Here is a 26,297-nt window from a genome sequence, read left to right on the forward strand (position 1 = left end):
TCCTGACACGTAATTGTGTTTATCACATCATACTAACCCCGCATATTAATTACATGGACGCAAAGACATCTATCTGGGAACGCATTGGCCTGCAAGACTGGTTTTTAACTACTGAAAACACAAGCGGAAAAAAGAAACAGCAATCGCTCACGCCTGATGATGTTTATAATTACGTAATAGACAAATTTAATGATTCTATCCGTCAGCTGTCATTTGCCGATCGGATAGTATTTTACCACGAATATATAATTAGCTTTAACCCTGAAGATTACCAGGAATTTATGAATAATAAGCAAGGTATATTCGGGTTAATTGTAAACGAAACCGTAAAAAAGTTTTATGAGCAGCTGAAGCAATACCGTGCTGGGGGTAAAACGGTGGTGCCTTCAAGTTCTAAATGGGTATTTCGATTAGTATCCCACCCTGACTATGCACGCGGGGATATCGGTTTTATAGGAAAACTATTGCCAGGAAGCACCAAAAAAGAAGAGAATTTAAGGGTTACTTTTATACCGCGGCAAACAGGTATAGCCCAAACATTTGATGTAAGCCAGGATGTATTAAAAGGTTTTAACTATTACAGCGAAGGCTATTATGAATTACCTTATATCGAGGACCTGGAATATGATGAAGATACACCGGCTGATGACCGCAAAAAAACCTTCGCCCGGTTTGAGACCATCCTGCCCGAAAAGCAATTTGCCGGTAAAAAGGTTGAATTTTTGATGAAAGACGACGAGATTGTAATATCTGGTGATGAAGAAACTCGTGAAGAATCAAATATCTTTAAAATACCAACCGAGTGGGTTAATACGCCGCATTTGCAAATAAGGTATAACAAATCCGATGGAAAATTTTACCTGGCATCATTTGGAGAACGTACCATTTTAAACGAAAATGAGGTTGAAAGAAGCGACGTTAATTCGCCGTCATGGGTTGAATTGCCTGTAAACTCAAGAATATTGCTTAACGGCATAGTAGGCGTTAATATATTTAAATCATAATATGATATCACAAATACTCTCGGCGGGATTGTTAGTTATTGTTATTGCACTATTGGCTACGCATTTTTTGGATATTAAAAATTCACGACGAAACAATGGCTGATCAGTTTTACGGGGTAACAGATACCGGTAAGGAAAGAAAGAACAACGAGGATACTTTTATTGCTCAGGCCACTGCCGACGGTAAATTTATTATTGCCTGTGTTATTGATGGTGTAGGTGGTTATTCGGGCGGTGAAGTTGCTGCCAGGTTGGCCCGCGAAGCAATATTACAACGGCTAACCAAACCAACAGGCGAATTTATCCCGATAATGATAGACTGTTTTAACCAGGCAAATCAAAAAATACTTGACGAGAAAAAACAGGTTAAAGAGCACGACAGTATGGCCTGTGTTGCAACACTTACCTTAATAGATATTGAACATAACCAATTTTATTATGCCCACGTTGGCGACACACGTTTATACTTGCTGCGTGATAATTCGTTGGTAAAAATATCACATGATCAATCGTTCGTCGGATTTTTAGAGGAGTCGGGCCGGGTAAATGAGGCTGAGGCAATGGCTCATCCCAAACGAAACGAGATCAACAAGGCGCTGGGTTTTGAGGCTAACCTGGTAAAAGATAGCGAATACATTGAAACGGGGCAATCACCATTTTTACCGGGCGATATGTTGCTGCTTTGCAGCGACGGCTTAAGCGATATGGTGACCAGCGCGGATATTACTACAATAATTACACACAGTTCATCGTCACTGAAAGACAAGGGCACCCAACTTATTGATGCTGCTAATGCTAAAGGTGGTAAGGATAACATTACCGTGGTTTTAGCAAAAAACGATAAACAGGCGCTTAAACACAATGCCACTATGCCTGCTGCAAGTGAAAAAAAAAAGGATCAGCCGATAGTTATTGATCCTGTTAAGGCATCAACCCCGATTACGCATCAAGAAAATCAGGAACCTACGCCTCAAAAAAGTAACGGCTGGATAGTTACGTTATTAGTTTTGTTGACCCTGGTATTTTTGGCGGGTAACGTTTGGCAATATCTGCAAAATAAACAAACCACAATGGTTGTTGCTGAAGCGGTGCCTCCTGCTGACAGCAAGCCGCTCGGTGAGCTCGAAATTAAATTACAAAACGCTATTAATAATTTAAAAGGTAATGTGCTTTTACTTGCCGATACTGCGTATGCTGCACCAATAAACATAAGCCGCGCTATCCAGGTTAAACGCGATACCTTATTTATAAAAACAAAAGGAAAGATTGAACTGGTTGCCGACAGCGTTTATAAAGGCACTGCCTTCTCCCTGAACGGGCAATGCAAATTAATAATGCTGGATAGCCTGTCTGTCAAAAACTTTAAAACCGGTGTTATAGCTTATAATAACGCGTTGCTGTTAAAAAATGTAAGATTTAATAACTGCGTTGTTGCTGTGCAAAACCTGTTTACTATCGCCGGAAATAAATTTGTCAGCGGCGACCTGCATACTTTTAGGGCCGATTCTATTCCTATGACCAACAAACAAAATTAATGGAACAGGGAACAATGATACCCGCGGGCAGGAAAAAGGAGCGCTTGTTTCTTGCATTGATAGCATTTGTATTGGTACTACTTTTTGGCAGGTTGTATTATATCGAGCAAAAGAATTTTACCGATGTAGCCAAACGCCTGCATGACGGCACAATGGTGAACCTCAACGCAAAAAATCCGGCAAAGAACGTCCGCACTTTATTGGAGCGGGGTTATTATTTCGAGGACAAACGCGATATAGACCTGATTGAAAAAGTTATTGCCGAAAGAATAAAGAAAGGCAGCAAGTTTGAAAACATCGGCGAATTAAATAAAAAGCGCTACGATATTAATGCTGATACGGCGATGAGCCAGGGCGGTAAATCCTTTCAGCAACGGGTGGTCGTATCGCGGTCCTTGCTCGGCTATACGGGCGAAGATTCTTTACGTTTTGTGGAGGAAAGAATTAAACCGCCCGTTTTACCCGCGGTGACTGATGCAGGCCTGTCGGGCAGGTCTATATCAGGACAAATATTTGAAAAAAAAGCAACTGTGGCCGGTGTACTGGTGCGTTTGCAATTGGTGTTACCTCAGGACAGCACTTATAACGACGAAGAAACAGACCAGATATCAACCAAAACCGAACAAACAGCAGGTGTAAAGAAGGTATATGTGTTGGATGAGCAAAAGCAACGCCACTTGCAATCGTTGGTTGCGTTTGCGCGTACCGACGACCAGGGCCGTTATATATTCAATAACTTACCCGCCGGTAAAGCTTTCGAAGTTTTGCCGTTGCAGCCTGGCTACCAGTTTGGTTTTTCGTCAGGGACAGATAATTTAGATGCCGATAAGGTTTTAAACTTTAACCGCGCCCCGCATACCATCAGGCTGCTCTCAACCCGCGACTTTAGTATTCTTAAAAAAGAACGGTCGTTTATTATCCGTACGCCTGCCGAATTTAATTTCTCTTTCTTAATTATAGTGGTTTGCTTTTTTGGTTGCTTTGCCTTGGCACACTTAATTTTAACCTGGAAATTCAACACAGCCGACCAATTGATACTGCCATTTATAATGGTGCTTACCGGGTTATCTTTTCTGACTCTGTTAAGTTTGCAGGACCCACTCCGCGACCGTTTTTTGGCCAAAGATAGCCTGATGTACCTTGCTATGGGTTTCGCGGCTATGATAAGTATGTTATTATTTAACATGCGTCGTTTCACAGCCGACTCTATGCTTTATCGCTTGCTTTTTTTTAAAAACAACCGTAAGGCGGCAAACGGCTGGCCGTGGATAATTATAGCTATAGGTTTGCTTGCTTTAACCATAAGGTTTGGCTCGGGGCCTGAAGGCAGCGGTGTAAAGGTTAACTTGTTTGGTTTTCAGCCAAGCGAGATCGTAAAATACCTGGTGATCATATTTTTAGCTGGCTTCTTTGCGGCTAACGAACGATTCATTAGTGAATATGCAAGTTTTAAAAAGCGGTTCTCTTTCTTTTCGTTCGCTGTTATATCCATTGCTGTCGCGCTGTTCCTGTTCCTGATATTGGGCGATTTAGGTCCGGCAATGGTTATCTGCTTCACCTTCATCATTCTGTTCTCGTTTTCGCGTGGCGATTTCCTGTTTATGGCAGGTTCTGTTATTTTTTATGTATTGATAACCTGGATATTTAAAAACATTTGGCTATCGGCGTTCGCTACCATCCTAATGCTGACAGTGGTAACCGTATTTAAAAGGAAACAGCTAAGTGAGTCGGCTATTATGGCGTTGATTATTATAGCGGGCTTTTTAACTATAGATAAGATCCCTCATCTTGATAAACTGATACCTGGCCCGGTACAACGGTTGGTAGATCGTAAAGCCATTTGGCAGGATGCATGGGACAACGAAGTTTATGGCGGTGACCAGGTAGCTAACGGGCTTTGGGCCATGGCAAGCGGCGGAATAACCGGCCAGGGCGCGGGCGAAGGCTTTGCCAAAACCATACCTGAGGCGCATACCGACATGATATTACCTTCAATTGGCGAAGATTTTGGATGGACAGGCATTGTGTGCATCTTCCTTATATTTTTATTATACCTGCATCGGTCCATAATTATAGGCCGGCAAACCGGCACGCCGTTCCTGTTTTATTTATGCGCAGGTATAGGTATTTGTACGTTTGTTCAGTTTTTATTGATAGCCGGTGGATCAACCGGGGCATTACCGTTATCAGGGGTTTCGTTACCGTTTGAGAGTTATGGGGGTTCGTCGCTGGTGGCCAACTTTGTAGCAGCCGGTTTTTTACTTTCAGCTTCAAGAGTTAAGGGCACAGCGGTACAAATGAGCTTTATAACTAAACAACAGGACCACAACCTTGTACCGGCATTAGCTATGGCTTGTATAGGTGTATTACTTCTTACTATAAATGTGTCGCGCTACTTATTTGTTAATGCCAAATGGATTGTAAAACCCGCCCTGGTGGCCGACAGAAGCGGTGCTCGTATGTTTAGTTATAACCCCCGCATTGCGGTATTAATGAACAGGCTGCAAGCTGGCACGCTATATGACCGTGATGGCCGGATACTGGCTACGAGTGACCCGTTGCTCATACAAAAACAACGGCGCCTTTTAGACTCATCGGGCATCCAAAACTATAACCTGGACTCTGCAATGCACAAGCGGTTAACACGTTACTACCCTTTTGAGGAACAAATGTTTTTTTGGGTGGGCGATGTTAATACCGGTGTATTTAACGGTAGTACCAACGGCTACTTTGCCGAATATGAGCACGCGGCCGAACTACGTGGGTTTAACATGCCCATAGCCAGTTACAACACCCATGCCAATCGTTTTAAAGAAGATCGTTTTTTGCCGCGCGGCGTAAAAGAAATGTCGGTAAGTAAAAAAGATTATAGCGCGTTGGCACCGTTACTTATAGCGGGTATTAACAGTAATGAAGTCAATGAATTTAAGCGCCGAAACCGCGATGTTAAATTAACAGTAGATGCTGACCTGCAAACAAAAATACAAAAATCAATAGCGACAGATACTTCGCTTTATGATAACCGCGTATCGGTGGTGGTGATGCTGCCGTCAACCGGCGATGTATTGGCTTCGGCTGTTTACCCGCTCCCTCCTATTCATAACTGGGACCAGCTGACGATGCCGGTTAACGAGCAAAACAAATTATCGCAATGGCTTACCACAAGCGATCTGGGCTTCACCTACGCTACACAACCCGGATCGACAGCCAAGGTGTTAACTACCATGGCATCTTTTAATAAATTGGGCTTAGAAGCCGCTAACAAAAAATTTAATGTGGCCAGTTGGGAACGCATACGTACCAAGGGCATTGAGCCGGATGAGAAAGGTGTAATTACTTTAGAAAGAGCCGTAGCAAAATCAAACAATGTTTACTTTATTAAGTTAGCTAATCAGGAGCATTTGGAAGAAGACATGGCCACCTTATATTTAAAGACCGGTATGTTTTTACATGGTGTAGGCGGTTACTACTACGGCAAACGGCCAGATAACGCCACACAAGAGGAGAAATGGCGTGAGCTATGGCGCAAAACCGAATTTAATACCAAACCGCGTTACGATCCTGCCAACATCAGACGTACACGAGCTAAAGGCATTTCAGGTATGGCCTGGGGCCAGGGCGAGCTGATTGCTACCCCGGCGGCCGTTGCAAGGCTGGTATCGGGTGTAGCTAATAATGGCGAGTTGGTAGCCAACCGATTTGTATTGAAGGTGAGTGACGCCGAACAACCCGTTAAGACCAGTATTAAGCTTGCTGACGATCCAAAATACGCCGCGCTGATTACACAATACATGATAGAGCAAAGCGCCCCAAAAGTGCCCATATTGGGTTTAAGCGTTGCCGGCAAAACAGGCACACCAGAACGGATATGGAAAAAGGAAGGAATTAATGATGGCTGGTACGTCTTTTTTGCGCCGATGGCAAAAGGTACAGGTAATATTGTTGTATGCGTAAGGATCGAGTCGACTAAGGGATCGGCTGATGCAGTACATCTGGCAGGTAAACATATCATCCCGCTGCTGATTAAAAAGGGATATATTAAAAGCATAGTACCGGCTAAAGAGAAAATAGTTACAACTGCAGAACAAAGCGTGAATAATGCTGTTGCAGAAGCGGATACAGCATCAAATTAAATTACAGACAATGTTTAAAATATTTAGCCGGGAGAACGAAGGCCCAAATGATGTAAAAGAAGTTCGCGATACCTTGCTGCGTGGTATTAAAGAAAACCTGCAAAAATCAGAAGGCGGCGAGGGCGCTAACATTAAAGGCATCAATTTATTTATAACTGTAGGTGGCAATGATAAACACATGTATGAATCTGCTGTATACCAGGACGAACCTGAAAAGTTTAAAGATGAAGTGCAGCGCATTGCCGACGACTTTGACTTAGGTTTGCCTGACAATTGGCAGCTGGAGGTTAATTTCGATGAAAAATTTCCGCCCGAGGCCGTTAAATTAGAAGGCATTAACGCTGCGTTGTTTATCCGCACTAAAGATCATGTAATACAAAGATCAGGATCGGCATATATCAGGGTGCTCAATGGCGAGGCCGAAAAGCCTGTTTATCATATCAAATCTGATGATGGAAAATTGAATATTGGTCGCGAAAAAAAAGCGCAGGTAGATGGCGGTTTTTTCAGGACCAACCACATTGCATTCCCCGGCGATATTGATAATGAGCATAATAAGTATATCAGCAGGCAACATGCGCATTTAGAATGGAACAACGAAAAAGGGTGTTTCATGCTCTTTGCCGATGAAGGCGGAATCCCGCCAGGTAATAAGGTAAAAATAAGATCTACAAGCAGCAATACGTTGATAAAACTTCATTCAAGCCATATCGGCCACCAGCTGGCCGAGGGCGACCAGATTATCCTTGGTGAAACGGCCGTTGTTGAATTTAGCTATAAAAAGGGAAATAAATAATGAGCAAGGTGTTTACTATAATGGAAGGACTTGAAAACATGGGCGCTATACGCACCGGTGGACAAGGTTCTGTTTATAAAGGCAGGCGCATAGGGCCGATACTAAGCGCGGTAAAGCTTTTACCGACACCTATAGCAGATGAAAGCCTTGATGATAAAAACTACAGAAAATTTGTAAACGAAGTAGAGAAACTCAAAAAAGTAAACGAAGTTGCCAACCCTAACGTGGTTAAGATATTAAGCTCAGGCATTACAGAAAGTGGCTCGTTACCGTTCATTGAAATGGAATTTATTGAAGGGCCGGACCTTGGCGAGTTGCTGGCTGAACCCCATGAAAAAATATTCACTATAAAAGAAACTATTAAACTGGCCGACCAATTGGCCGGCGCTTTAGCACATTGCCATAAAGTGGGTGTTAAACACGGCGATGTTAAAAGCAACAACGTTAAATTTAATGTGCATACAGGCAACTATGTTTTACTTGACTTTGGTTTGTCTATTATGTCTGATGAAGAGCGCCGCAGCAGTATGCGACATGCAGGTGCTATAGAATTTATGGCTCCGGAGCAAAATGAAGGCCAAATGCTTTTTCAGACAGATATATACAGTTACGGGGTAATACTATTTGAATTACTGGCAGGTGTTGTACCTTTCCCGCTGCATGACAATGGCGAAACTGCACGTAACACCGTAATGATATCACACATGGAAGCGCCCGTTCCTGATCTGTTGGCCCTACGTGGGCAAAACCTGCCCACAGCATGGACCAACGCTCAAAAAGAACGCGAAATGCACGTTCCCACATGGTTGTTAAATATCATTTATAAATGTCTTGAAAAACTACCCGACAACCGGTACGGAAACGGTATGGATCTGCAGGAGGCAATAGTGCACAACAGTGTTTCGGTTGGTAATGCCGATAATAACTCGGTAGTGCTAAAAACAGAAAATGAGATATTGCAAACACAGATATTACAATTACATGAAGCCACTGCTATTACACAAAAAGAAAGCGTAATGGTGCCCAAAGTTGCGTTTAATTTTTCTATAGCCTTAATTATAGTATTGGTTTGCTTAAGTACTTATGGGCTATTTCATAAAAACATAGTCTATCAACCCGCTACGTATAAACCAACGGTAGACTATGTGCCGATACTATTGCGATACAAGCCCATACCAACTGCAACGGCTGCTGCATATAAAAAAGATAGTATAACAAACGCTAATAAAGCAAGAGCTCGGGCTTCCTTTGCCAGCAAAAAAAAATCGCATCGAAAAAAATTCCTCGGCATTTTTTAGCTTCCTAGCTTACTACACTCTCCTATTTCCTCAATATCTTAAACATAATTGATATCTGTATGTATATAGATAAATATTAGACTATGTCCACCAAAACAAACTATACTAAGTTACTGCAACAAGTTAAAAAATTTGTTTTATCCTACTATAAAACTCATTCGGACGATACATTTACTTATCATAACATCAATCATACAACTGATGTAGTGTCGGCGACAAAAAAAATTTCCGACCACTATCAATTAGATGACCGGGATTACTTCGTTGTAGTGGTTGCAGCCTGGTTCCATGACATAGCATATGCTTCTGGTGTAGAAAATCACGAAGAAAAAGGGGCTATTATAGCTATGGATTTTTTGAAGGGGTTTGACCTTGACGAGGAATTGATACAACAAATTAATGGCTGCATATTGGCTACAAAGCTTCCGCAAACCCCCAATAATATTTTAGAAAGCATCCTCTGCGATGCCGATCTGTTTCATTTAGGTACGAATGTTTTTTGGGGAAAAACCAAGTTATTACGTAAAGAATTTAATGCCGTGCATGGCACCGACATCAACAAGGAAGATTGGCGTAAAAAAACAATCATGTTAATGGAAGAGCATGAATATCATACTGATTATTGCAGACTGTTATTGGGCGAAACAAAGCAAAAAAATTTAGAAGAATTAATAAATAAACTAAAAATAAAATCAAACGATACATCAGGCAACGAAGCCCTGCCATTACCAGGCGCAGACGACACTACGCGTATTTTTAAAAATGATGATAAGAAACAAGAACTTAGTAAGGGCGTAGAAACCATGTTTAGGCTTACATCCGGCAATCACCAACGCTTAAGTAATATGGCGGATAGTAAGGCTCACATTATGATATCGGTTAACGCTATTATCATTTCTCTTTTATTAAGTTTGTTGTTGCGTAATATGAGCGCTCATCACAATCAAATTATACCAGCTATAATGTTGCTTACTGTAAATTTAGTTACCATAGTTTTTTCTATACTGGCTACGCGCCCCAACCTACAACAAGGGGTCTTTACAAAAAAGGATGTTGATGACAGGAGTGTAAATCTTTTGTTTTTTGGGAATTTTTACAACACCGATTTTGACGAATACAGGCAGGGGATGATTACAATGGTGAACGATAATGAATTTTTATATGGCAGCCTGATTAGGGATGTTTATGCACAGGGCAAGGTACTGGGCCGGAAATACCATTTGTTAAGAACGTCATATAATGTTTTTATGTTCGGTTTGGTAATCTCTGTAATTGCTTTCGTTATTTCCTCGTTAGTTAAATAAGGGCGATATTTAAAAGTGTGCGTGTAACCAGATAGCTATCAATGAAGAAACTTTTTTTACTACCCTTTTTATTTGCCGCGCTTTTAACCCGTGCACAGGATTCTGTTAAATACCGCATTATTTTAATAGGTGATGCCGGCGAACTGGATAAACAGCAAAATGGCGTACTGCAACACGCTGTAAGTACGGTATTAAAAGGCAAAACCTCTGTACTGTACCTCGGCGATAACATATACCCAACGGGAATGGGCTTGCCTGGTAGTGTAGAAGAAGCGGGCACAAAAAAAATATTAGACCAGCAATACAAACCCTTGAGGGCAGCAGGTGCGCCCGTTTATTTCGTCCCCGGAAATCACGACTGGGACCGTATGGGTCCTAAAGGTTTGGCTAAAATAAAACTGGAGGGCGAATATTTAGCCTCACAAAAAGACTCCTTGCTGAAACTTGTACCGGCAAAAGGATGCCCGGATCCGACTGCAATTAATATTAATGACGACCTTGTTGTAATAGCCTTCGACTCGGAATGGTGGCTTTATATTTACAATAAGGACAACCCTGATGCCGATTGCGATTGTAAAACCAACGAAGAGGTTATTGACAAGTTTAGAGAACTATTATATAAAAACCGAAACAAGATCATCATTCTGGCCGACCACCATCCATTTGAAACGTATGGACACCACGGGGGTAGTTATGTTTGGCAAGATTATTTATTTCCGCTAACTTCCGTTAAAAGCAGTTTATATATCCCCCTACCCGGCTTAGGCGCATTATATCCTTTTCTGCGTGGCACGTTTGATAATCCGGAAGACAACGGGCATCCGCTTTATAAAACAATGATAAAAGAGATAAACAGGGTTTTTAATATTGACTCAAATGTTGTTCGCGTATCTGGCCATGAACATGGCTTACAATTTATAAACGATGGCGGTGTAATGCAGGTAGTAAGCGGTGCCGGTGCTAAACAAGCGGTTGTTAAAAAGGGCAAACATTCCTTATTTGCCTTAAAAGAAGCAGGCTATGTTACCGTTGACTTGATGATAGACAAGAGCATGAAGTTTACCTATTATGCCAACACCGCTAAAGACAGTGTATTTAAGAAAGTCTTCACCTATAACAGGCCCTTCATTAAAGTCAATATTCCGGTTGAGAAAAGCGACCAGGTAATTAAAGACGATAGTATATCCGTAGCCGCGCACCCATCTTTTAATAAAGTTGGCAAGTTTCACCGCCTTATCTATGGCGAAAACTACCGTAAGGAATGGTCTGTTAAAGCAACATTGCCTATTATAAAAATAGATCAATACCAGGGCGGCTTAAAGCCCATAGGTTACGGCGGTACACACCAAACAAAGTCATTATTGCTAAAAAATGCCGCCGGTAAAAGCTATATTATGAGTAGTATTGAAAAATACCCGCTAATGTTATTACCGCAGGCGCTAAGGCAAACCTTTGCTAAGGCATGGCTAAATGATGCCATGTCTGCTCAATACCCTTATGGGGCTGTAATTGCAGCCGAATTGGCAGCGGTAGTTAAAGTAAGTCACACTACTCCAACCATTGGCTGGGTGGCACCCGATACCCATCTTGGCTTTTATGAAAAAGAATTTGCCGGTAAAATATGTTTAATAGACGAACGTGAACCTGGCAGCGATTCATCTATCAACACCGGCAACATGATAAAATTATTAAATGGAAGCTATAATAATAGGATTGACAGCATTGAGTTTTTTAAAGCCCGTTTGCTGGATTGGTTTTTAGGCGACTGGGATGAGCACGAAGATCAATGGCGCTGGCAAGCTAAAATAAGAAATGGCGTAAGATATTTCACCGCAGTACCACATGACCGGTCGGCAGCTTTTTTTATAAACCAGGGGTTAATTCCGGGCATTGCCTCCAGGCAATGGGTGGCGCGTTATTTAAAGGGGTATGATGCCGGCCCTAAATCAATAAACGATTTTTATTTAAATGATCATACGCTTAATACGCGTTTTATGACCCAAATTGGTCATGAACAATGGACACAGGTAACCAAAAATTTCGCGGCAGCTTTAACTGACGATGTATTAGAAAATGCTTTACGCAAAATGCCTTTGGCTATTTACCGCATACGACATAAAGAACTGTTAGCGCTGATGAAAAAAAGGCGTAACAGCCTGGAAGAAGCTGCTGAAACTTATTACAGGTTTTTTAATCGCCGTGTTGATATAAAGGCGACTGACTTAAGCGAGAAGTTTAGTATAAGGGATACACTTAACAGAAGCCTGATAATTCAAACAACGGTATCTGCCAAAAAAAGCCAAAAAAACGTCTTATTCTCGCGGATCTTTGACCCTAAAATAACCAAAGAGATACGTCTGTATATATCTAAAGGTGACGACAGTGTTTTTATTGATAAAAAGTTATCCCCTATAAAAATCAGGATAATTGGCGGTAAGGGGCATAAACAGTATAACGTTGTAAATGCCGGTTCAACTGTAAATGTTTATGAAAAGGTTAACTCTGCAACATTTACCGGTGCAGCCGAGGGGTTAATAGATAAACATATATCTAATGATACGTCAAATGTAAGCTACCTCGCTACAAATTTATATCACACAGTAATACCGTTATTTAAAGCGGGTTATAATATAGACGAAGGTTTGTATGCTGATGCGGGGTTTAAATATGTTCATCAAGGCTTTCGTAAAGACCCGGGCAGTTCGCAGCAGGTTATCCTGGGCAGGGCTTTAGGTTCAAGGTCTACTCGCTTCAGCTATACGGGCGATTGGGTAAACGCAATCGATAAAGCAGATGCCGAAATTGCTGTAAAAGCATATTTTCCAAATGTTATAAACTTTTTTGGCTTGGGTAATCAAACAACATTTAATAAAACCGGCGAGCATAAAGATTATTATCGTGCGCGGTTTGGGTATTACACCGCCGATGCTACTTTGCGTTTTCAAAACCTTGCGGGTACTACCAGTTTAAGGATAGGTCCATCAATGCAATATTACCATTCTATTACAGACAAAGATCCACATTTAACTGATAATATAAACTTTATCCATTCATACGATAGCACAACTATCAATAAAAATAAAATGCACGTTGGCCTTGTGGTTACCTATATTAATGACAAACGCAATAATAAAATGCTTACAGACTGGGGGGTGTATGTAAATGTAAGGATGCAGGCTTATGCCGGTATGGGCAATTCGGCCCGAACATTTTTTCAGGCTATTCCTGAAGCTATCTTGTATAAAAGCGTAGATACCAAATCAAATTTTGTAATATCAGAAAGACTGGGCGGCGGGATAACATTTGGGCAGACCGCCTTTTACCAGTCAATGTTTTTAGGTGGGCAGGACAATTTAACAGGCTTTAAACAAAATAGGTTTGCAGGGCAGCAAATGATGTACAATAATATAGAAGCGAGGATAAAGATCAGCGACTTTTTTCCATATATAACACCCGGCCAATTTGGCTTTACCGCTGCGTATGATGTTGGCCGGGTCTGGGTAAAGGGTGAAACTTCAAACGAATGGCACCACGGCTTTGGCGGCGGCATGTACTTTTCACCGTCAGACATGGCTTTGCTTAAGGTGAAAGGCGGATACTCTAAAGAAGGATTTTATCCGTATATTAACTTCAGTGTAATGTTTTAAGTATGCGTAACAAGGTAATTCATATAAGAGAGCAGTTACAAATTAAAAACTTCGCTCACGAAATTCTGTCTTTTAAGCCGTTTATAGCTTACCTGGAAAAACGTGCCGAGGCTGAGAAGACGATCAAAGCACAGTTTTACCTGTTGGTCCTTAATAAATTCAAGCAATATCCGGCCCTTAAAACTGATAATATCGACCCGAATGAAGTTGCTAAATCAACCGAGATATTGGAACTGATTTATACCATACTATCTCCAACTATAGAGGATGAGAAAGAGCTTTTTTGGGCACTTACCACTCCTACCCGATCCAAAGTGGTTTTTAGTACCGATGCATTTTCAAACCTGGTAACTCAACAAAGAAAACTAAAAAAATCTGCACGTATCACCGACAAAGACTTTAAGCAGTTACAGTTAAACTTTGTTTACAAGCTGATATTGCAGCGTTTGTATAATTTCCCGGCAGAAATTAATAATGACACAGTTTATTCGCTACCAGACGCTAAAACAAAACTTACTAAATATTACAGCGTACATGTTGACAGCAGGTTTATTTATATAATTCATAATGAACCGCTACCGGAAATAAGCCCTGAAATTATTGAACCCTTTATTTACGAAGGTGCTGATACTGCATTGCTTAAAGATATCCTGCCCCTGGATATGTTTACCCTTCAAGGTTTCGCTATAATAACCATGGAAGATATTACCGCCGATCATTCAATAGAAACCATGCGCAAGGCGCTTATTAATGCCGGACAAAATGATTTATATAAAGATTTTATCACCGCTTTACAAACCTTGTCTGGCAACGCGGCTATCAATTTTGGGTTGCTCCCTTTTTTAAGAGTAAATGGCGGGCTTATATTTGATACTATTGAATGTGGCAACAGTATATTTATAAAGAAATTAAGGGGGAAAGCCGATGCTTATGATGATTTTAACAAATTCTTAAGCACATACGTTGAAAAACCCGAGGCGATTTTTTTTAATACGCTGTCCGAAAAAAAAATTGCACAATACCCCTTCTTAAAAGCTCTTAAAAAAGCGGGAATAACATCGTTAGCTATATTACCGGTTTTTTACAATAAGCATTTGGCAGGCATACTGGAGATATACGCTGGGCAAAAAATAGTTTTTTACGAAAAGCTACTCTCCCGGATGCAAACTGCTATTCCGTTAATATCTCAACTATTGCATAATACCGCAGAGCAGTTAAATGAGAAACTTGAAGAGGTGATAAAAACAAAGTTCACTACCCTGCAGCCGTCTGTGCAATGGAAGTTTAATGATGCTGCCTGGCAATATTTGCTCAATGAGCAAAAAAAGGAAAAGCCTGAAATGCAGATCGTTTCTTTTCATGATGTGTACCCGCTTTATGGCGCCATTGATATTAGGGATTCTACCATCTACCATAACCAGGCGTTGAAAAATGATGTTGAAAAGCTAAAGACCATTTTAGCCGCCCTTGTTCATGAAGTTAAAGACGCCGTTTCAAATAAACGGCTACTAGTCAGGCTCACTACCAAATATTCCGGCTGGTTAAAAAAAATAAAGATATTTGAAAAAGCAAATGACGAAACGCTGCTTAAACAATATTTGCAAGAAGTGGTATCGCCTTATTTAGCCGCATTAAAAAACAAATACCCCGCTACCCAAAACTTAGTTAAAAGTTATGAGGATGCCGTTTGCGAAAATGGAACTATTTATACACAACGCCGAAGCCTGGAACTGTCTGTTAAAATGATTAACCGTACGCTAAGCAGTTATTTTGACCAGGCACATGCAAAACTCCAGAAAATATACCCCTGTTATTTTGAAAAATTCAGATCAGACGGAATAGAGTATGATATTTATACCGGGCAGGATATACTACCGGCTGTGCCTTTTACTAACAAACATTTAAAAGATTTCAGGCATTGGCAGTTAAAAGCAATGATTGATGTTGCCCTGCTTACTAATGCTTTGCAGGAAAAAATGCCTGTGCCGTTGCAAACAGCATCACTGATATTTGTCCATTCCAGCAGGATAGATATTTGTTTTAGAAATGATGAGCGCCGTTTTGATGTGGAAGGTTATTATAACATCAGGTACGAAGTTATCAAAAAACGGATCGATAAGGTAAGGGTTAAGGCCACCAACGAGCGGCTTACGCAACCCGGCAAAATAGCGCTGGTTTATTTTAATGATGCCGAGGCAGAAGAATATATAACCCTGATTAAAGAGTTCCAAAAAGCGAAGATCCTAAAGAAAGATATGGAATTTGTGGCGCTTGAGAATTTACAGGGTGTTACAGGTTTAAAAGCTTTAAGGGTTGGTATTATTTACAATAATAACCGCAGCTAACAAATTGCTTTTTATGATGTTATGCTTTAGTATTTAAAATTACCCCATGTATAATAACCGTATAGTTAAGCTTAATATTTTCCTTTTTGTATGCGTTTTTTTTTCCGTAACAGCTTTGGCACAAAACGGTGCGGACAGTATAAAAATAGCGGCACACCCTAAATACAACCACGTTAGCCCCGCACGCAGGCTGTTTTTTGGCCAGAATTACCGCAAGGTTTGGGGCTTGCCGGTAAATCTAAAGGTTTTGCATCTCGCTACAGAAAAAGGGGGATTGAAGGTTACAGAAAAAGGGGGTGGCAACCAAACCCGCTCTTTGCATTTGATTGATTCGGCCGGCAACAAATATGCGTTGCGCTCTGTAGAAAAATATCCTGAGCGCGCACTACCTAAAGATGAACGGCATACAGCCAAAAATGACATTTTAAAAGATGCTGTTACCACTTCTAACCCATACTCTGCTTTAATTGTACCGCCTTTAACTGAAGCTCTTGGCATCCCCCATAGCAACCCGCAAATAGTATACGTGGGTGATGATGAGGCGTTAGGTGAGTATCGGAAAGATTTTGCCAAACAGGTTTATCTTTTTGAACAAACGGAAAAAGCAGACAGTAAACTTACTAAAACAGAAAAGGTTAAGGCTAAACTGCTGGAAGATAACGACAATAAAATAGACCAAAAATTACTGCTCCGTGCCAGGCTGCTCGATATTATAATGGGCGATTGGGACCGGCATGCCGACCAATGGCGATGGCAAAAAACCGACCTTGAAAAAGGTAATTTATATGTACCAGTACCGCAGGACAGGGATAAAGTTTTTTATTCAACCTCGGGTATATTCCCCTGGTTTGCAGCAAACCAAAAGCCGCAGTTACAAGCTTACCATGCCAGGATAAAACACATTGCCGAATGGAACCTGAACAACGTTTTTTTTGACCTTCAGTATCTCAACCGGTTAAACCAGGCCGATTGGGAAGAGCAGATAGCTTATGTACAAAATAAATTAACCGACCAGATATTGGCCAGGGCAGTAAAATTGATGCCGGTGAAAGTGTACAGTCTCGTCGGTAAAAAAAATACCGCAACTTTAATAGCACGACGCAATAATTTAAAAGAAAGCGGGCTTGATTATTATCGTTTCCTGGCAAAAAACGTTGATATTCCTGCATCTGATAAACGTGATGATTTCGAGATCAAAAAGCAATCAAACGGAGTTATTGATGTCGCTGTTTATAAGCTAAAAAAAGACGATACCCGGGGTGACACCATTTATAAGCGCACGTTTGATCCTGAGGTTACTAAAGAGATAAGGCTGTATGGTATGGATGGCAAGGATCGTTTTACCGTAAGTGGCGCTTCATCTCCAATACAGATCAGGATGGTTGGGGGAAAGGATGAGGACAGTTTTGTGGTAGATAACGCTTCTGTAAACAACGATAAATTATTTATTTACGACACCTCTGATGATAAGAACAGCATGCCTGCTATAAAAGGTGCACATATAGAACTATCAAAAGACACGAACATCAACAGGTATGAAAAAGAAGGTTTTAAATACGATCTGCAGTTACCTAAATTTGGATTAGGCTATAATACAGAAGATGGTGTTAGGCTACAGGTTGGTTATGGAATTGAAAAACATGGCTTCCGCGACGAGCCTTATAAATCAAAACAAGACCTTTCAATAGGCTATACCTTATCAAAAGGCTCATTTATCTTTACTTACCTCGGGGATTTTAAACACGTTGCCGGAAAAAATAGCTTATTGGTAAATATAATATCGCGTGGCCCACGTAACGTAAATAGCTTCTTTGGTTATGGGAACGAAACATTTTTCCCAAATGCCGGGACTAAAGTGTTTAACTATTATCGCAACAGGTATGACTATACCATAGCGGACGTAAGAATTTACCAACAGCTTAACAAATGGCGTATAAGTGAGGGGTTGGTGGGCCAGTATTATACCAGTAAGGCTGCGGATAATACCGATTTGTTTTTTAATGAATATAACCAGACGCATCCAGCCGAAAATTTGTTTGCTACTAAAACTTATGGCGGTGCCGTGTTAGGCGTCGAATTTGATACGCGTAACAGTACTGCTTACCCTACTAAAGGTGTGTTATTCAGCACAAGGATTCTGGGCCTGTCCGGCATCAATTTATCCGGGCATAAAAATGCTCAGTTGTTTTCTACTTTTACATTTTTCCTCAATCCGAGAAACGACTCTACTTTCGTAATTGCCGACAGGATTGGCGGCGGCGCTTTTGCAGGCAATGGCGAGTTTTTCCAGATGATGAATTTGGGTGGGCCCTTTAGCTTACAAGGATTTCATACCAGCCGGTTTATTGGTAAACAAATGCTCTTTAATGACCTGGAGCTTCGGTTAAAACTGTTTAAATTCAACACTTATCTATTCCCAGGCACACTTGGTTTAATTGCATTTAACGATGCCGGTCGTGTTTGGCTGCCCGGTGAAACATCAGACACTATCCATGATACCTATGGCGGCGGCTTGTTTATTACGCCATACAGCAAATTTATTTTGTCAGCTGTTTTAGGTCATGCCCCCGCGCCAGACGGCACGCTGCTTTACTTAAATGCCGGGTTTAGATTTTAGAGGCGCTCTATCATTTAAAACCATTCAAAAGGACCAAAAACGATGAGCGCTATTCCGTTATTGTATCTTAATATCTCACTAATTTTCTTCGTACTTAAACGCTATATATTCAAAAACTCCTTTTTATAATCCGAAGGTTTTTTCTTCATCTCGTCTTTAAACTGTTTATTAAAGTTCGATAGCGTCTTAAATCCCGAACGCTCTGCTATCATAGCTACACTCAAGTCTGTTTCTGTAAGTAGTTTGCAGGCATGCTTAACCCTAAGCTCGCTTATAAATTTTGCGAAACCCTTATTATTAACAGTTGTAAAATATCGGCTAAAAGATGTTGGAGTCATATACAGCCTGTCGGCCAATTCATTTAAGTGTATTTTCTTGCGATAATTTTTCAGGATATATTCATACACACTGCTCATTCTATCAGTCTCGTTTTCTTTGAACGGATCAACATACTCGTTATGCGATATATAATGGTAATCTTTTGTGAATGACAACAGGTTTAAAATTTTAAGCAGATGAATGAAAGCGTCTAAGCCTGTTAATTGCACGAGTTCTTTCATCATTACAATAACTTTTCGTTTTACATCCCCATAAAACTCCAATCCGCGCGACGACCTTTTAAACAGCTTTCTCAGTTGTACCATTTCTTCTTTGGCCATTAAATGCTCGCCTAACAAACTTTCCTGTAGGTAAATAACAATTCCCTTGATCTTTAGCATGCTTCCTTTTTCGAAATAAGCCTCATCGCTTCGCCATAAGTGAGGCAGGTTTGATCCGGTTAATATTAGTTCATTGGGGTTAAATGATTTAATGCTATCGCCAATAAAGCGCGTGCCGGTCCCTTCCAAAGGCACAAACAACTGGTATTCGGAATGCGAGTGCCACACCGGGTCGAAATATTGATCCTCCAGGTATTTGATCATAAAGATCTGCGAATCTGGTATGGCCGACTTATGTATCGCTGCTTTCATAATTGATTATTAGCATAAAAAAATATAAAACTAAATAATTAATGACAAAATACAGTCGGAATTAGGCAAAAAAGAAAAGGAATTGATAGCCATATTTGTTTTATACTTAATTCGCCAATTAGTATAAACCTCTTAAAGTTATTTTCATGAAAAAACATATCGCTCTGGCTATAATATGCCTGGTTGCATTGGTAAGCATTAAAGGCACATTTATTAAAAGTGATCCGCCGCACAGGCTGGAGATTTTATTTCTTGGGCATACCGCCACCCATCATCAATCGGATAAACTGGCCGAGATCGTTCAACAATCGTTTTTTAAGGATGGTATCAACATCACCTATACCACTAACCCTGACGACCTGAACGATGCCACCCTGTCAAAATATGATGGCTTAATGGTTTATGCCAATTACGATACTATTTCGCAATCGCAAGCCAAAGCCTTACTACAATACGTAAAAAGCGGTAAAGGGTTTATCCCGGTGCATTGCGCATCGTTTTGTTTCCGTAATTCGGACGAGGTGGTTAAGCTGATAGGCGGCCAGTTTAGCACCCATAAAACCGACACCTTCAAGATGGTTGTCGTTGATAAGAAACATCCTATATTAAAAGGTGTAAACGCATTTACAACCTGGGATGAAACCTATGTACACACCAAGATTAATAAAGACATTCATGTAATTACCGAGCGCGTTGAGGGCGATCATCACGAACCCTACACCTGGACCAATACTTACGGCAAGGGCCGCGTATTTTATACGGCTTATGGCCATGATGAGCGCACCTGGAAACAGCCTGACTTTTTAAAAATGTTAGAGAATGGCGTGATATGGGCGGTTGGTAAAAAGGCAGAAAAAGAACTCGATAAACTACCTAAGCCAAATCCTGCTTATACCGTTGCCGATATCCCGAACTATGAGAACCGTAACCCGGCACCAAAGCTACAGGAACCTCTATCTACTACCGAATCTCAGTTATTAACCCAGATACCTGTCGGTTTTAAAATGGAGTTATTTGCTTCAGAGCCGGATATTGAAAAGCCAATAGCTATGGCTTGGGATGAGCGCGGCAGGTTATGGATCTTGGAAACTATTGACTACCCGAATACAGTTAGGGAAAACAAAGGTGAAGGGCTTGACCGCATAAAGATTTGTGAGGATACCAATGGCGATGGCAAGGCAGATAAGTTCACCATATTTGCCGATCACTTAAATATTCCTACCAGCATTGTGTTTGCCCGTGGCGGGGTTATCATCTCGCAGGCGCCCGATTTTTTATTTTTAAAGGATACCGATGGTGATGATAAGGCCGACATACGAGAAAAACTGATAACCGGCTGGGGCACATTTGACACCCACGCGGGCCCGTCAAACTTAAAATATGGATTGGATAACAAGATCTGGGGAACGGTTGGCTACTCGGGCTTTAACGGGACGGTTGGCGGCCAGAAATTTAATTTTAACCAGGCCGTTTATCGCTTTACGTCCGATGGTAAAACCCTGGAACATTTAGGCTCAACCAGTAACAATACCTGGGGGCTTGGGTTCTCTGAAAATTTTGACGTTTTTATATCAACCGCTAACAATTCGCATAGCGATTACCTGGGTATCCCGCTGCCTTATTTACAAAGGCTGGCTATGCCTGGTATGGAGTCGGTTAAAAAGATTGACGGGCATTACGGCATGCACGTGGTAACAAAAAACCTTCGCCAGGTTGACGTGTTTAATGGCTTTACCGCTGCCGCGGGACATAATTTATACACCGCCCGCAACTTCCCCGAAGAATACTGGAACAAAATTGGTTTTGTGAACGAGCCAACCGGCCGTGTTATTCACCGTGCAATATTGCAGCCCGATGGTTCGGGATTTAAGGAGCAGGATGGCTGGAACTTTTTAGCCAGTGCCGACGAATGGATGGGCCCGGTGCAAGCCGAAGTTGGGCCGGATGGCGCGCTTTGGGTAAGCGATTGGTATAACTTTATCATCCAGCATAACCCTACGCCTAAAGGTTTCCAGAATGGCAAGGGCAACGCCTATATCAATCCCCTACGCGACCGTACGCATGGCCGCATTTATCGAATAGTTTACGACGGTGCCAAGCCATCCCCCATAACCAAACTTGACAAGAATAATCCAGAAGACCTATTAACCGGTTTACAAAGCGATAACATGTTTTGGCGCATAACCGCGCAACGTTTAATTGTTGAAGGTAGCTACACACAATTATCGCCGCAGCTATTCGATCTTATCCGCAATAAAAGTATTGATGCCATCGGTATTAACGCCCCCGCCATACACGCGCTGTGGACATTAAAAGGGTTAGGGTTGTTGGATGGCTCAAATGCGGAAGCATTAACGGTAGCGGAGGAGGCATTAACCCATCCATCAGCAGGTGTGCGCAAAGCGGCTTTGCAGGTATTGCCACCAACGGCAAGATCAATGACGGCAATTCAAAAAGCCGGGTTATTAAATGACATCAATTTAAACACCCGCCTTGCCGCATTTTTAGCTATAGCCGATATGCCGGCAAATGACGAAATGGGCAACGTGCTTTTAGCAGCAAAAAAAGTCCCTCAAAATGCTAACGATTATTGGATAAGCCGCGCTATACCTATAGGCATGGCAACCCATATAAAAGGTTTTGGCGAGGAAACTAAAGCGGCTAACCAGGCCGCGATGGAAAGATTTGCTATGTCACGGGCGAGGGTTGATCAAACGGTAAAAATAAACGTGGTGCAAAACGCCATGAAGTACGACACCAAAACCTTTACGGTAAAAGCAGGCAGCATGGTTGAGATAGAGTTTACCAACCCAGATTTTATGCAGCACAACTTACTCATCCTGCAAAAAGGCAGTTTGGATAAAGTTGGCGCAGCAGCCGATAAACTGGCGCAGGATCCTAAGGGCATAGAGCAAAACTACGTCCCTAAAATGCCGGAGGTATTATTTGCCACCACCCTGGTTGAGCCGCAAAAAACATTTAAGCTAAAATTCAGGGTGCCCGCTGCCGAGGGCGATTATCCGTTTATCTGTTCGTTCCCCGGCCATTGGCGCATCATGAATGGGACAATGAAAGTTGTTAAGTAACCTATAAACCCAATTTTATGACTACTCCGATTAAAGACAATACGCCCGACATGAAGCTGTTTTACGCCTGCTTTATATCGCTGGTGACTACCGCCTTTGGGTTTATACTGCGTGCGCTTATATTACCGCAATGGGGGCATGATTTTAATCTTACGCAAACCCAATTAGGCGAGATTGCCGGCGTAGGCCTGTGGCCCTTTGCCATAAGCATAGTGCTTTTTAGTTTGGTGATAGACAAGATAGGCTATAAAACGGCTATGATCTTTGCGGTGATATGCCATATTACATCGGCCATACTTACCATATTTGCAAGCGGTTATTGGATGCTGTATATCGGCTCATTTATCTGCGCCATAGGTAACGGAACGGTAGAGGCCGTAGCTAATCCGGTGGTGGCAACCATGTTCCCCAAACAAAAGATAAAATGGTTAAGTATGCTGCATGCAGGCTGGGCAGGCGGTTTGGTTTTAGGTGGAATAATGGCGCTGTTATTAGGTGTCAATACTCGTTGGGAATACAAAATAGCCCTGATATTAATACCAACAATCACCTACGCCCTAATGATGATATCGCGCAAGTTCCCGTTAAACGAACGGGTGCAGGCTGGTGTGTCTTACAAAGAAATGCTGCAGGAAGTTGGCGCTGGTGGCGCTTTGATCATTGTAGCCTTAATTATATTTCAGTTAGGTGCAGTATTTGGCTGGCATACTGCTGCTAATGTCGTCATCACACTGTTAATAACCGCAGGCTTCGGCTATTATACCCGCAGTTTCGGGCAACCGTTGTTTATTGTTTTACTGCTGATCATGATCCCGCTGGCGACAACCGAATTGGGCACCGATAGCTGGATAACCGACCTGATGACGCCCGAAATGAACAAGATCGGGTTCCAGGCAGGTTGGGTATTGGTTTATACATCGGCCATTATGTTTGTGCTGCGCTTTTTTGCCGGGCCGATATCGCATAAATTCTCCTCGCCTGGTTTACTGGCTATCTGCTCGGGTATTGCAGCTGTTGGTTTATATATGATGTCTTTTTCGGCCGGATCAATGATCTTATTGGCAGCTACCATATACGGTTTAGGTAAATCTTTCTTCTGGCCGGCTATGCTGGGGATGGTGTCCGAACGTTTCCCTAAAGGTGGCGCACTAACCCTCAATATTACCGGTGGCTTGGGTATGATAGCGGCAGGTGTTATCGGCGCAGGGATACTGGGTTTTATCCAGGATAAGTCGGTCGACCAAAAGATCATCAACTACGATAGTAATAACAATACGGCTATCCACAGCACTTATGTAACCGAGCAAAAGACGAGCCTCTTCGGCGATTACAAAGCGCTTGATCAAACTAAACTAGCTACCGCAAATGCAAACGAACAGCTAACCGTTACCACTATTCGCGACGCGGCAAAAAAAGAGGCCTTGCGGTATATCGTGGTTTTCCCGCTGGTAATGCTGGCAAGTTTCATCCTGCTCATCCTATATTTCAGATCAAAGGGCGGATATAAAGCTGTGTTATTAGGTAAAGCCGAAGAGCCGGAATCTACACCCTACTAAATAAAAAGATATGCCATTACCAATAAAATTCGGTGTTAGTACCTGGTTGTTCACCTCGCCATTTCAAACAGCGTCAATAGACGAGCTATTCCCAAAAATCGCGGCTATGGGCTTTGACACGGTTGAAATTGCCGTGGAAGAGCCTGCATTGATAGATGGACATGCCGTAAAGATCGCGTTAGCAAAATATAACCTTAAGGCCGTTGTTTGCGGCGCCTTTGGCCCGACCCGCGACCTGACAAACGAGGATCCGGCTATACACGAGATATGCTTTAAATACATAGCCGATTGTTTGGACCTATGCGCTTTGTGGGATACCAAATTCTTTGCCGGGCCAATGTATTCGGCAGTTGGGAAGGCCCGTATGCTGCCGCCAGAGGAACGCAAAGCCGAGTGGAACCTTGCTGTCGTAAATCTCCGCAAAGTGTGCAACATGGCACAGGAACGCGGTTTAGAGATAGCATTAGAGCCATTAAACAGGTTTGAATCTGACCTTGTAAATACAGCCTGGGATGTAGTGCGATTAGTTGATGAGATAGACCACCCGGCAGCTAAAATTATTCTGGATGGCTTCCACATGAACATTGAAGAGCCAAATATAGAAGAAGCTATAAAACTGGCCGGCGATAAGCTGATCCATGTACAAGTTGCCGAAAATTATCGGGGAACGCCTGGCACCGGGCAAACTAATTGGGGAGCCTATCGCAAAGGATTAGAAGCTATTAATTACAAAGGAACCGTATCAATAGAAAGCTTTACTCCCGATAATAAAGAGTTGGCGCAGGCGGTTTGCATCTGGCACCCGTTGGCGCAAAGCCAGGACAAGTTTGCAGCCGAAGGATTAGCATTTTTAAAACAATGGGCGCAATAGTCCGCAGAATATATAACATGGAAAACAAGAAAATTAACGTAGCGATTGTAGGGTTAGGTTTTGGGGCCGAGTTTATCCCTATTTATCAGCATCATCCTAATGCCAATATGTATGCCATTTGCCAGCGCGACCACACCAAGCTACACCAGGTTGGTGTTGCTTTCGGCATTGAAAAACGTTATACTGATTACGACGAATTATTACGTGACCCCGAAGTTGAGGCTGTGCATATCAATACCCCAATACAAAGCCATGCAGAGCAATCTATAAAAGCGTTACGCGCCGGCAAACACGTAGCCTGCACCGTACCCATGGCTACTACGGTAGAAGAATGCCGGCTGATAGTAGAAGCGGTTAAAGAAACCGGCCTAACCTACATGATGATGGAAACTGTGATTTATAGCCGCGAGTTTTTATTTGTGAAAGAGTTATATGAAAACGGCGAGTTGGGAAGGTTGCAATTTCTGCGCGCGTCGCACCAACAGGAAATGGCCGGCTGGCCTGGCTATTGGGAAGGGCTGCCACCTATGCACTATGCTACCCATTGCGTGGGCCCCGTTTTAGCTTTGGCTAAAGCAGATGCCGAGTATGTTTCGTGCTTTGGTTCAGGGCGTATCGACGAAGAATTGATCAGCAAATACGGTTCGCCGTTTGCAGTAGAAAGCTGTCATATCAAGTTTAAAGATTCTGACCTGGCTGCTGAAGTTACGCGTTCGCTATTTAACACCGCGCGCCAATACCGCGAAAGCTTTGATGTATACGGCTCAAAGAAAACCTTTGAATGGACATTGGTAGAACATGAACAATCTGTAATCCATACCGGTGAAACCCCGGAAAAGGTTACCATACCTGACTATGCACATCTCTTGCCTAAAGAAATCCAGGCCTTTACCACCGGTGGTGTTTATGATGCTAACAGCAACCAGCATTTATCTTTTATACAAGGCTCGGGCCATGGTGGTTCGCACCCGCATTTGGTTAATGAGTTTGTATCGGCATTGGTAAATAACCGGCATCCATTCCCCAATGCGCGTCAATCAGCCAACATAACCTGTGTGGGTATTTTGGCCCATGAATCGGCAATGGATGGCGGTAAAAAAATAAACCTGCCTGAATTTACTTTAGCGGATTAAT

General features: G+C 42.1%; 14 protein-coding genes. 13 read left to right on the top strand and 1 reads right to left on the bottom strand.

Going from position 1 to position 26,297, the window contains the following annotated elements:
- Window positions 1–53 precede the first annotated feature (53 nt).
- The 9 genes from ABIB50_RS19160 to ABIB50_RS19200 all read left to right on the top strand — a co-directional run bounded on the left by ABIB50_RS19160 (window position 54) and on the right by ABIB50_RS19200 (window position 18,679).
- Window positions 54–1,004 (top strand): hypothetical protein, encoded by a 951-nt coding sequence (locus ABIB50_RS19160; RefSeq protein WP_429382371.1) that lies wholly within the window; start codon window positions 54–56, stop codon window positions 1,002–1,004.
- Window positions 1,005–1,099: 95 nt separating this feature from the next.
- Window positions 1,100–2,539, top strand: coding sequence for a PP2C family protein-serine/threonine phosphatase (locus ABIB50_RS19165; protein ID WP_429382373.1), 1,440 nt, complete (start codon window positions 1,100–1,102; stop codon window positions 2,537–2,539).
- Entirely contained in the window at window positions 2,539–6,672 is a 4,134-nt protein-coding gene (locus ABIB50_RS19170; protein WP_429382375.1) for an FtsW/RodA/SpoVE family cell cycle protein, read from the top strand. Before ABIB50_RS19165 ends, ABIB50_RS19170 begins: the two co-directional genes overlap by 1 nt.
- Window positions 6,673–6,682: 10 nt before the next feature.
- Window positions 6,683–7,468 (top strand): FHA domain-containing protein, encoded by a 786-nt coding sequence (locus ABIB50_RS19175; RefSeq protein ID WP_429382377.1) that lies wholly within the window; start codon window positions 6,683–6,685, stop codon window positions 7,466–7,468.
- Window positions 7,468–8,766 carry a serine/threonine protein kinase gene (locus ABIB50_RS19180; RefSeq protein WP_429382379.1) on the top strand — a complete coding sequence of 433 codons (1,299 nt, stop codon included), beginning with the start codon at window positions 7,468–7,470 and terminating at the stop codon, window positions 8,764–8,766. Before ABIB50_RS19175 ends, ABIB50_RS19180 begins: the two co-directional genes overlap by 1 nt.
- A gap of 83 nt (window positions 8,767–8,849) precedes the next feature.
- On the top strand, window positions 8,850–10,070 hold the full coding sequence (locus tag ABIB50_RS19185; protein ID WP_429382381.1) for a Pycsar system effector family protein: 1,221 nt from the start codon (window positions 8,850–8,852) through the stop codon (window positions 10,068–10,070).
- 41 nt (window positions 10,071–10,111) lie between these two features.
- Entirely contained in the window at window positions 10,112–13,717 is a 3,606-nt protein-coding gene (locus ABIB50_RS19190; RefSeq protein WP_429382383.1) for a BamA/TamA family outer membrane protein, read from the top strand.
- Window positions 13,718–13,719: 2 nt separating this feature from the next.
- Window positions 13,720–16,062, top strand: a complete 2,343-nt coding sequence (locus ABIB50_RS19195; protein WP_429382385.1) for a hypothetical protein — start codon at window positions 13,720–13,722, stop codon at window positions 16,060–16,062.
- A gap of 46 nt (window positions 16,063–16,108) precedes the next feature.
- Window positions 16,109–18,679, top strand: a complete 2,571-nt coding sequence (locus ABIB50_RS19200; RefSeq protein WP_429382387.1) for a BamA/TamA family outer membrane protein — start codon at window positions 16,109–16,111, stop codon at window positions 18,677–18,679.
- 101 nt (window positions 18,680–18,780) lie between these two features.
- Here ABIB50_RS19200 and ABIB50_RS19205 read toward each other — a convergent pair whose 3' ends face one another.
- The gene (locus tag ABIB50_RS19205) at window positions 18,781–19,650 is read right to left on the bottom strand and encodes an AraC family transcriptional regulator (protein ID WP_429382389.1); all 870 of its coding nucleotides are present in this window, start codon (window positions 19,648–19,650) and stop codon (window positions 18,781–18,783) included.
- Window positions 19,651–19,796: 146 nt separating this feature from the next.
- Between ABIB50_RS19205 and ABIB50_RS19210 the strand changes: the two genes are divergently transcribed.
- From ABIB50_RS19210 to ABIB50_RS19225, 4 genes are read left to right on the top strand one after another with little or no spacing between them, the layout of a single operon-like run.
- The gene (locus tag ABIB50_RS19210) at window positions 19,797–22,736 is read left to right on the top strand and encodes a PVC-type heme-binding CxxCH protein (protein WP_429382391.1); all 2,940 of its coding nucleotides are present in this window, start codon (window positions 19,797–19,799) and stop codon (window positions 22,734–22,736) included.
- A gap of 17 nt (window positions 22,737–22,753) precedes the next feature.
- Entirely contained in the window at window positions 22,754–24,292 is a 1,539-nt protein-coding gene (locus tag ABIB50_RS19215) for an MFS transporter (RefSeq protein ID WP_429382393.1), read from the top strand.
- 10 nt (window positions 24,293–24,302) lie between these two features.
- Window positions 24,303–25,163 carry a sugar phosphate isomerase/epimerase family protein gene (locus ABIB50_RS19220; RefSeq protein WP_429382395.1) on the top strand — a complete coding sequence of 287 codons (861 nt, stop codon included), beginning with the start codon at window positions 24,303–24,305 and terminating at the stop codon, window positions 25,161–25,163.
- A 17-nt stretch (window positions 25,164–25,180) separates the two neighbouring features.
- Complete coding sequence (locus tag ABIB50_RS19225; protein ID WP_429382396.1) at window positions 25,181–26,296, top strand: Gfo/Idh/MocA family protein; 1,116 nt, start codon at window positions 25,181–25,183, stop codon at window positions 26,294–26,296.
- Window position 26,297 lies beyond the last annotated feature (1 nt).

This window comes from Mucilaginibacter sp. UYCu711, from assembly GCF_050433825.1.
In the GTDB taxonomy this organism is placed as follows: domain Bacteria; phylum Bacteroidota; class Bacteroidia; order Sphingobacteriales; family Sphingobacteriaceae; genus Mucilaginibacter.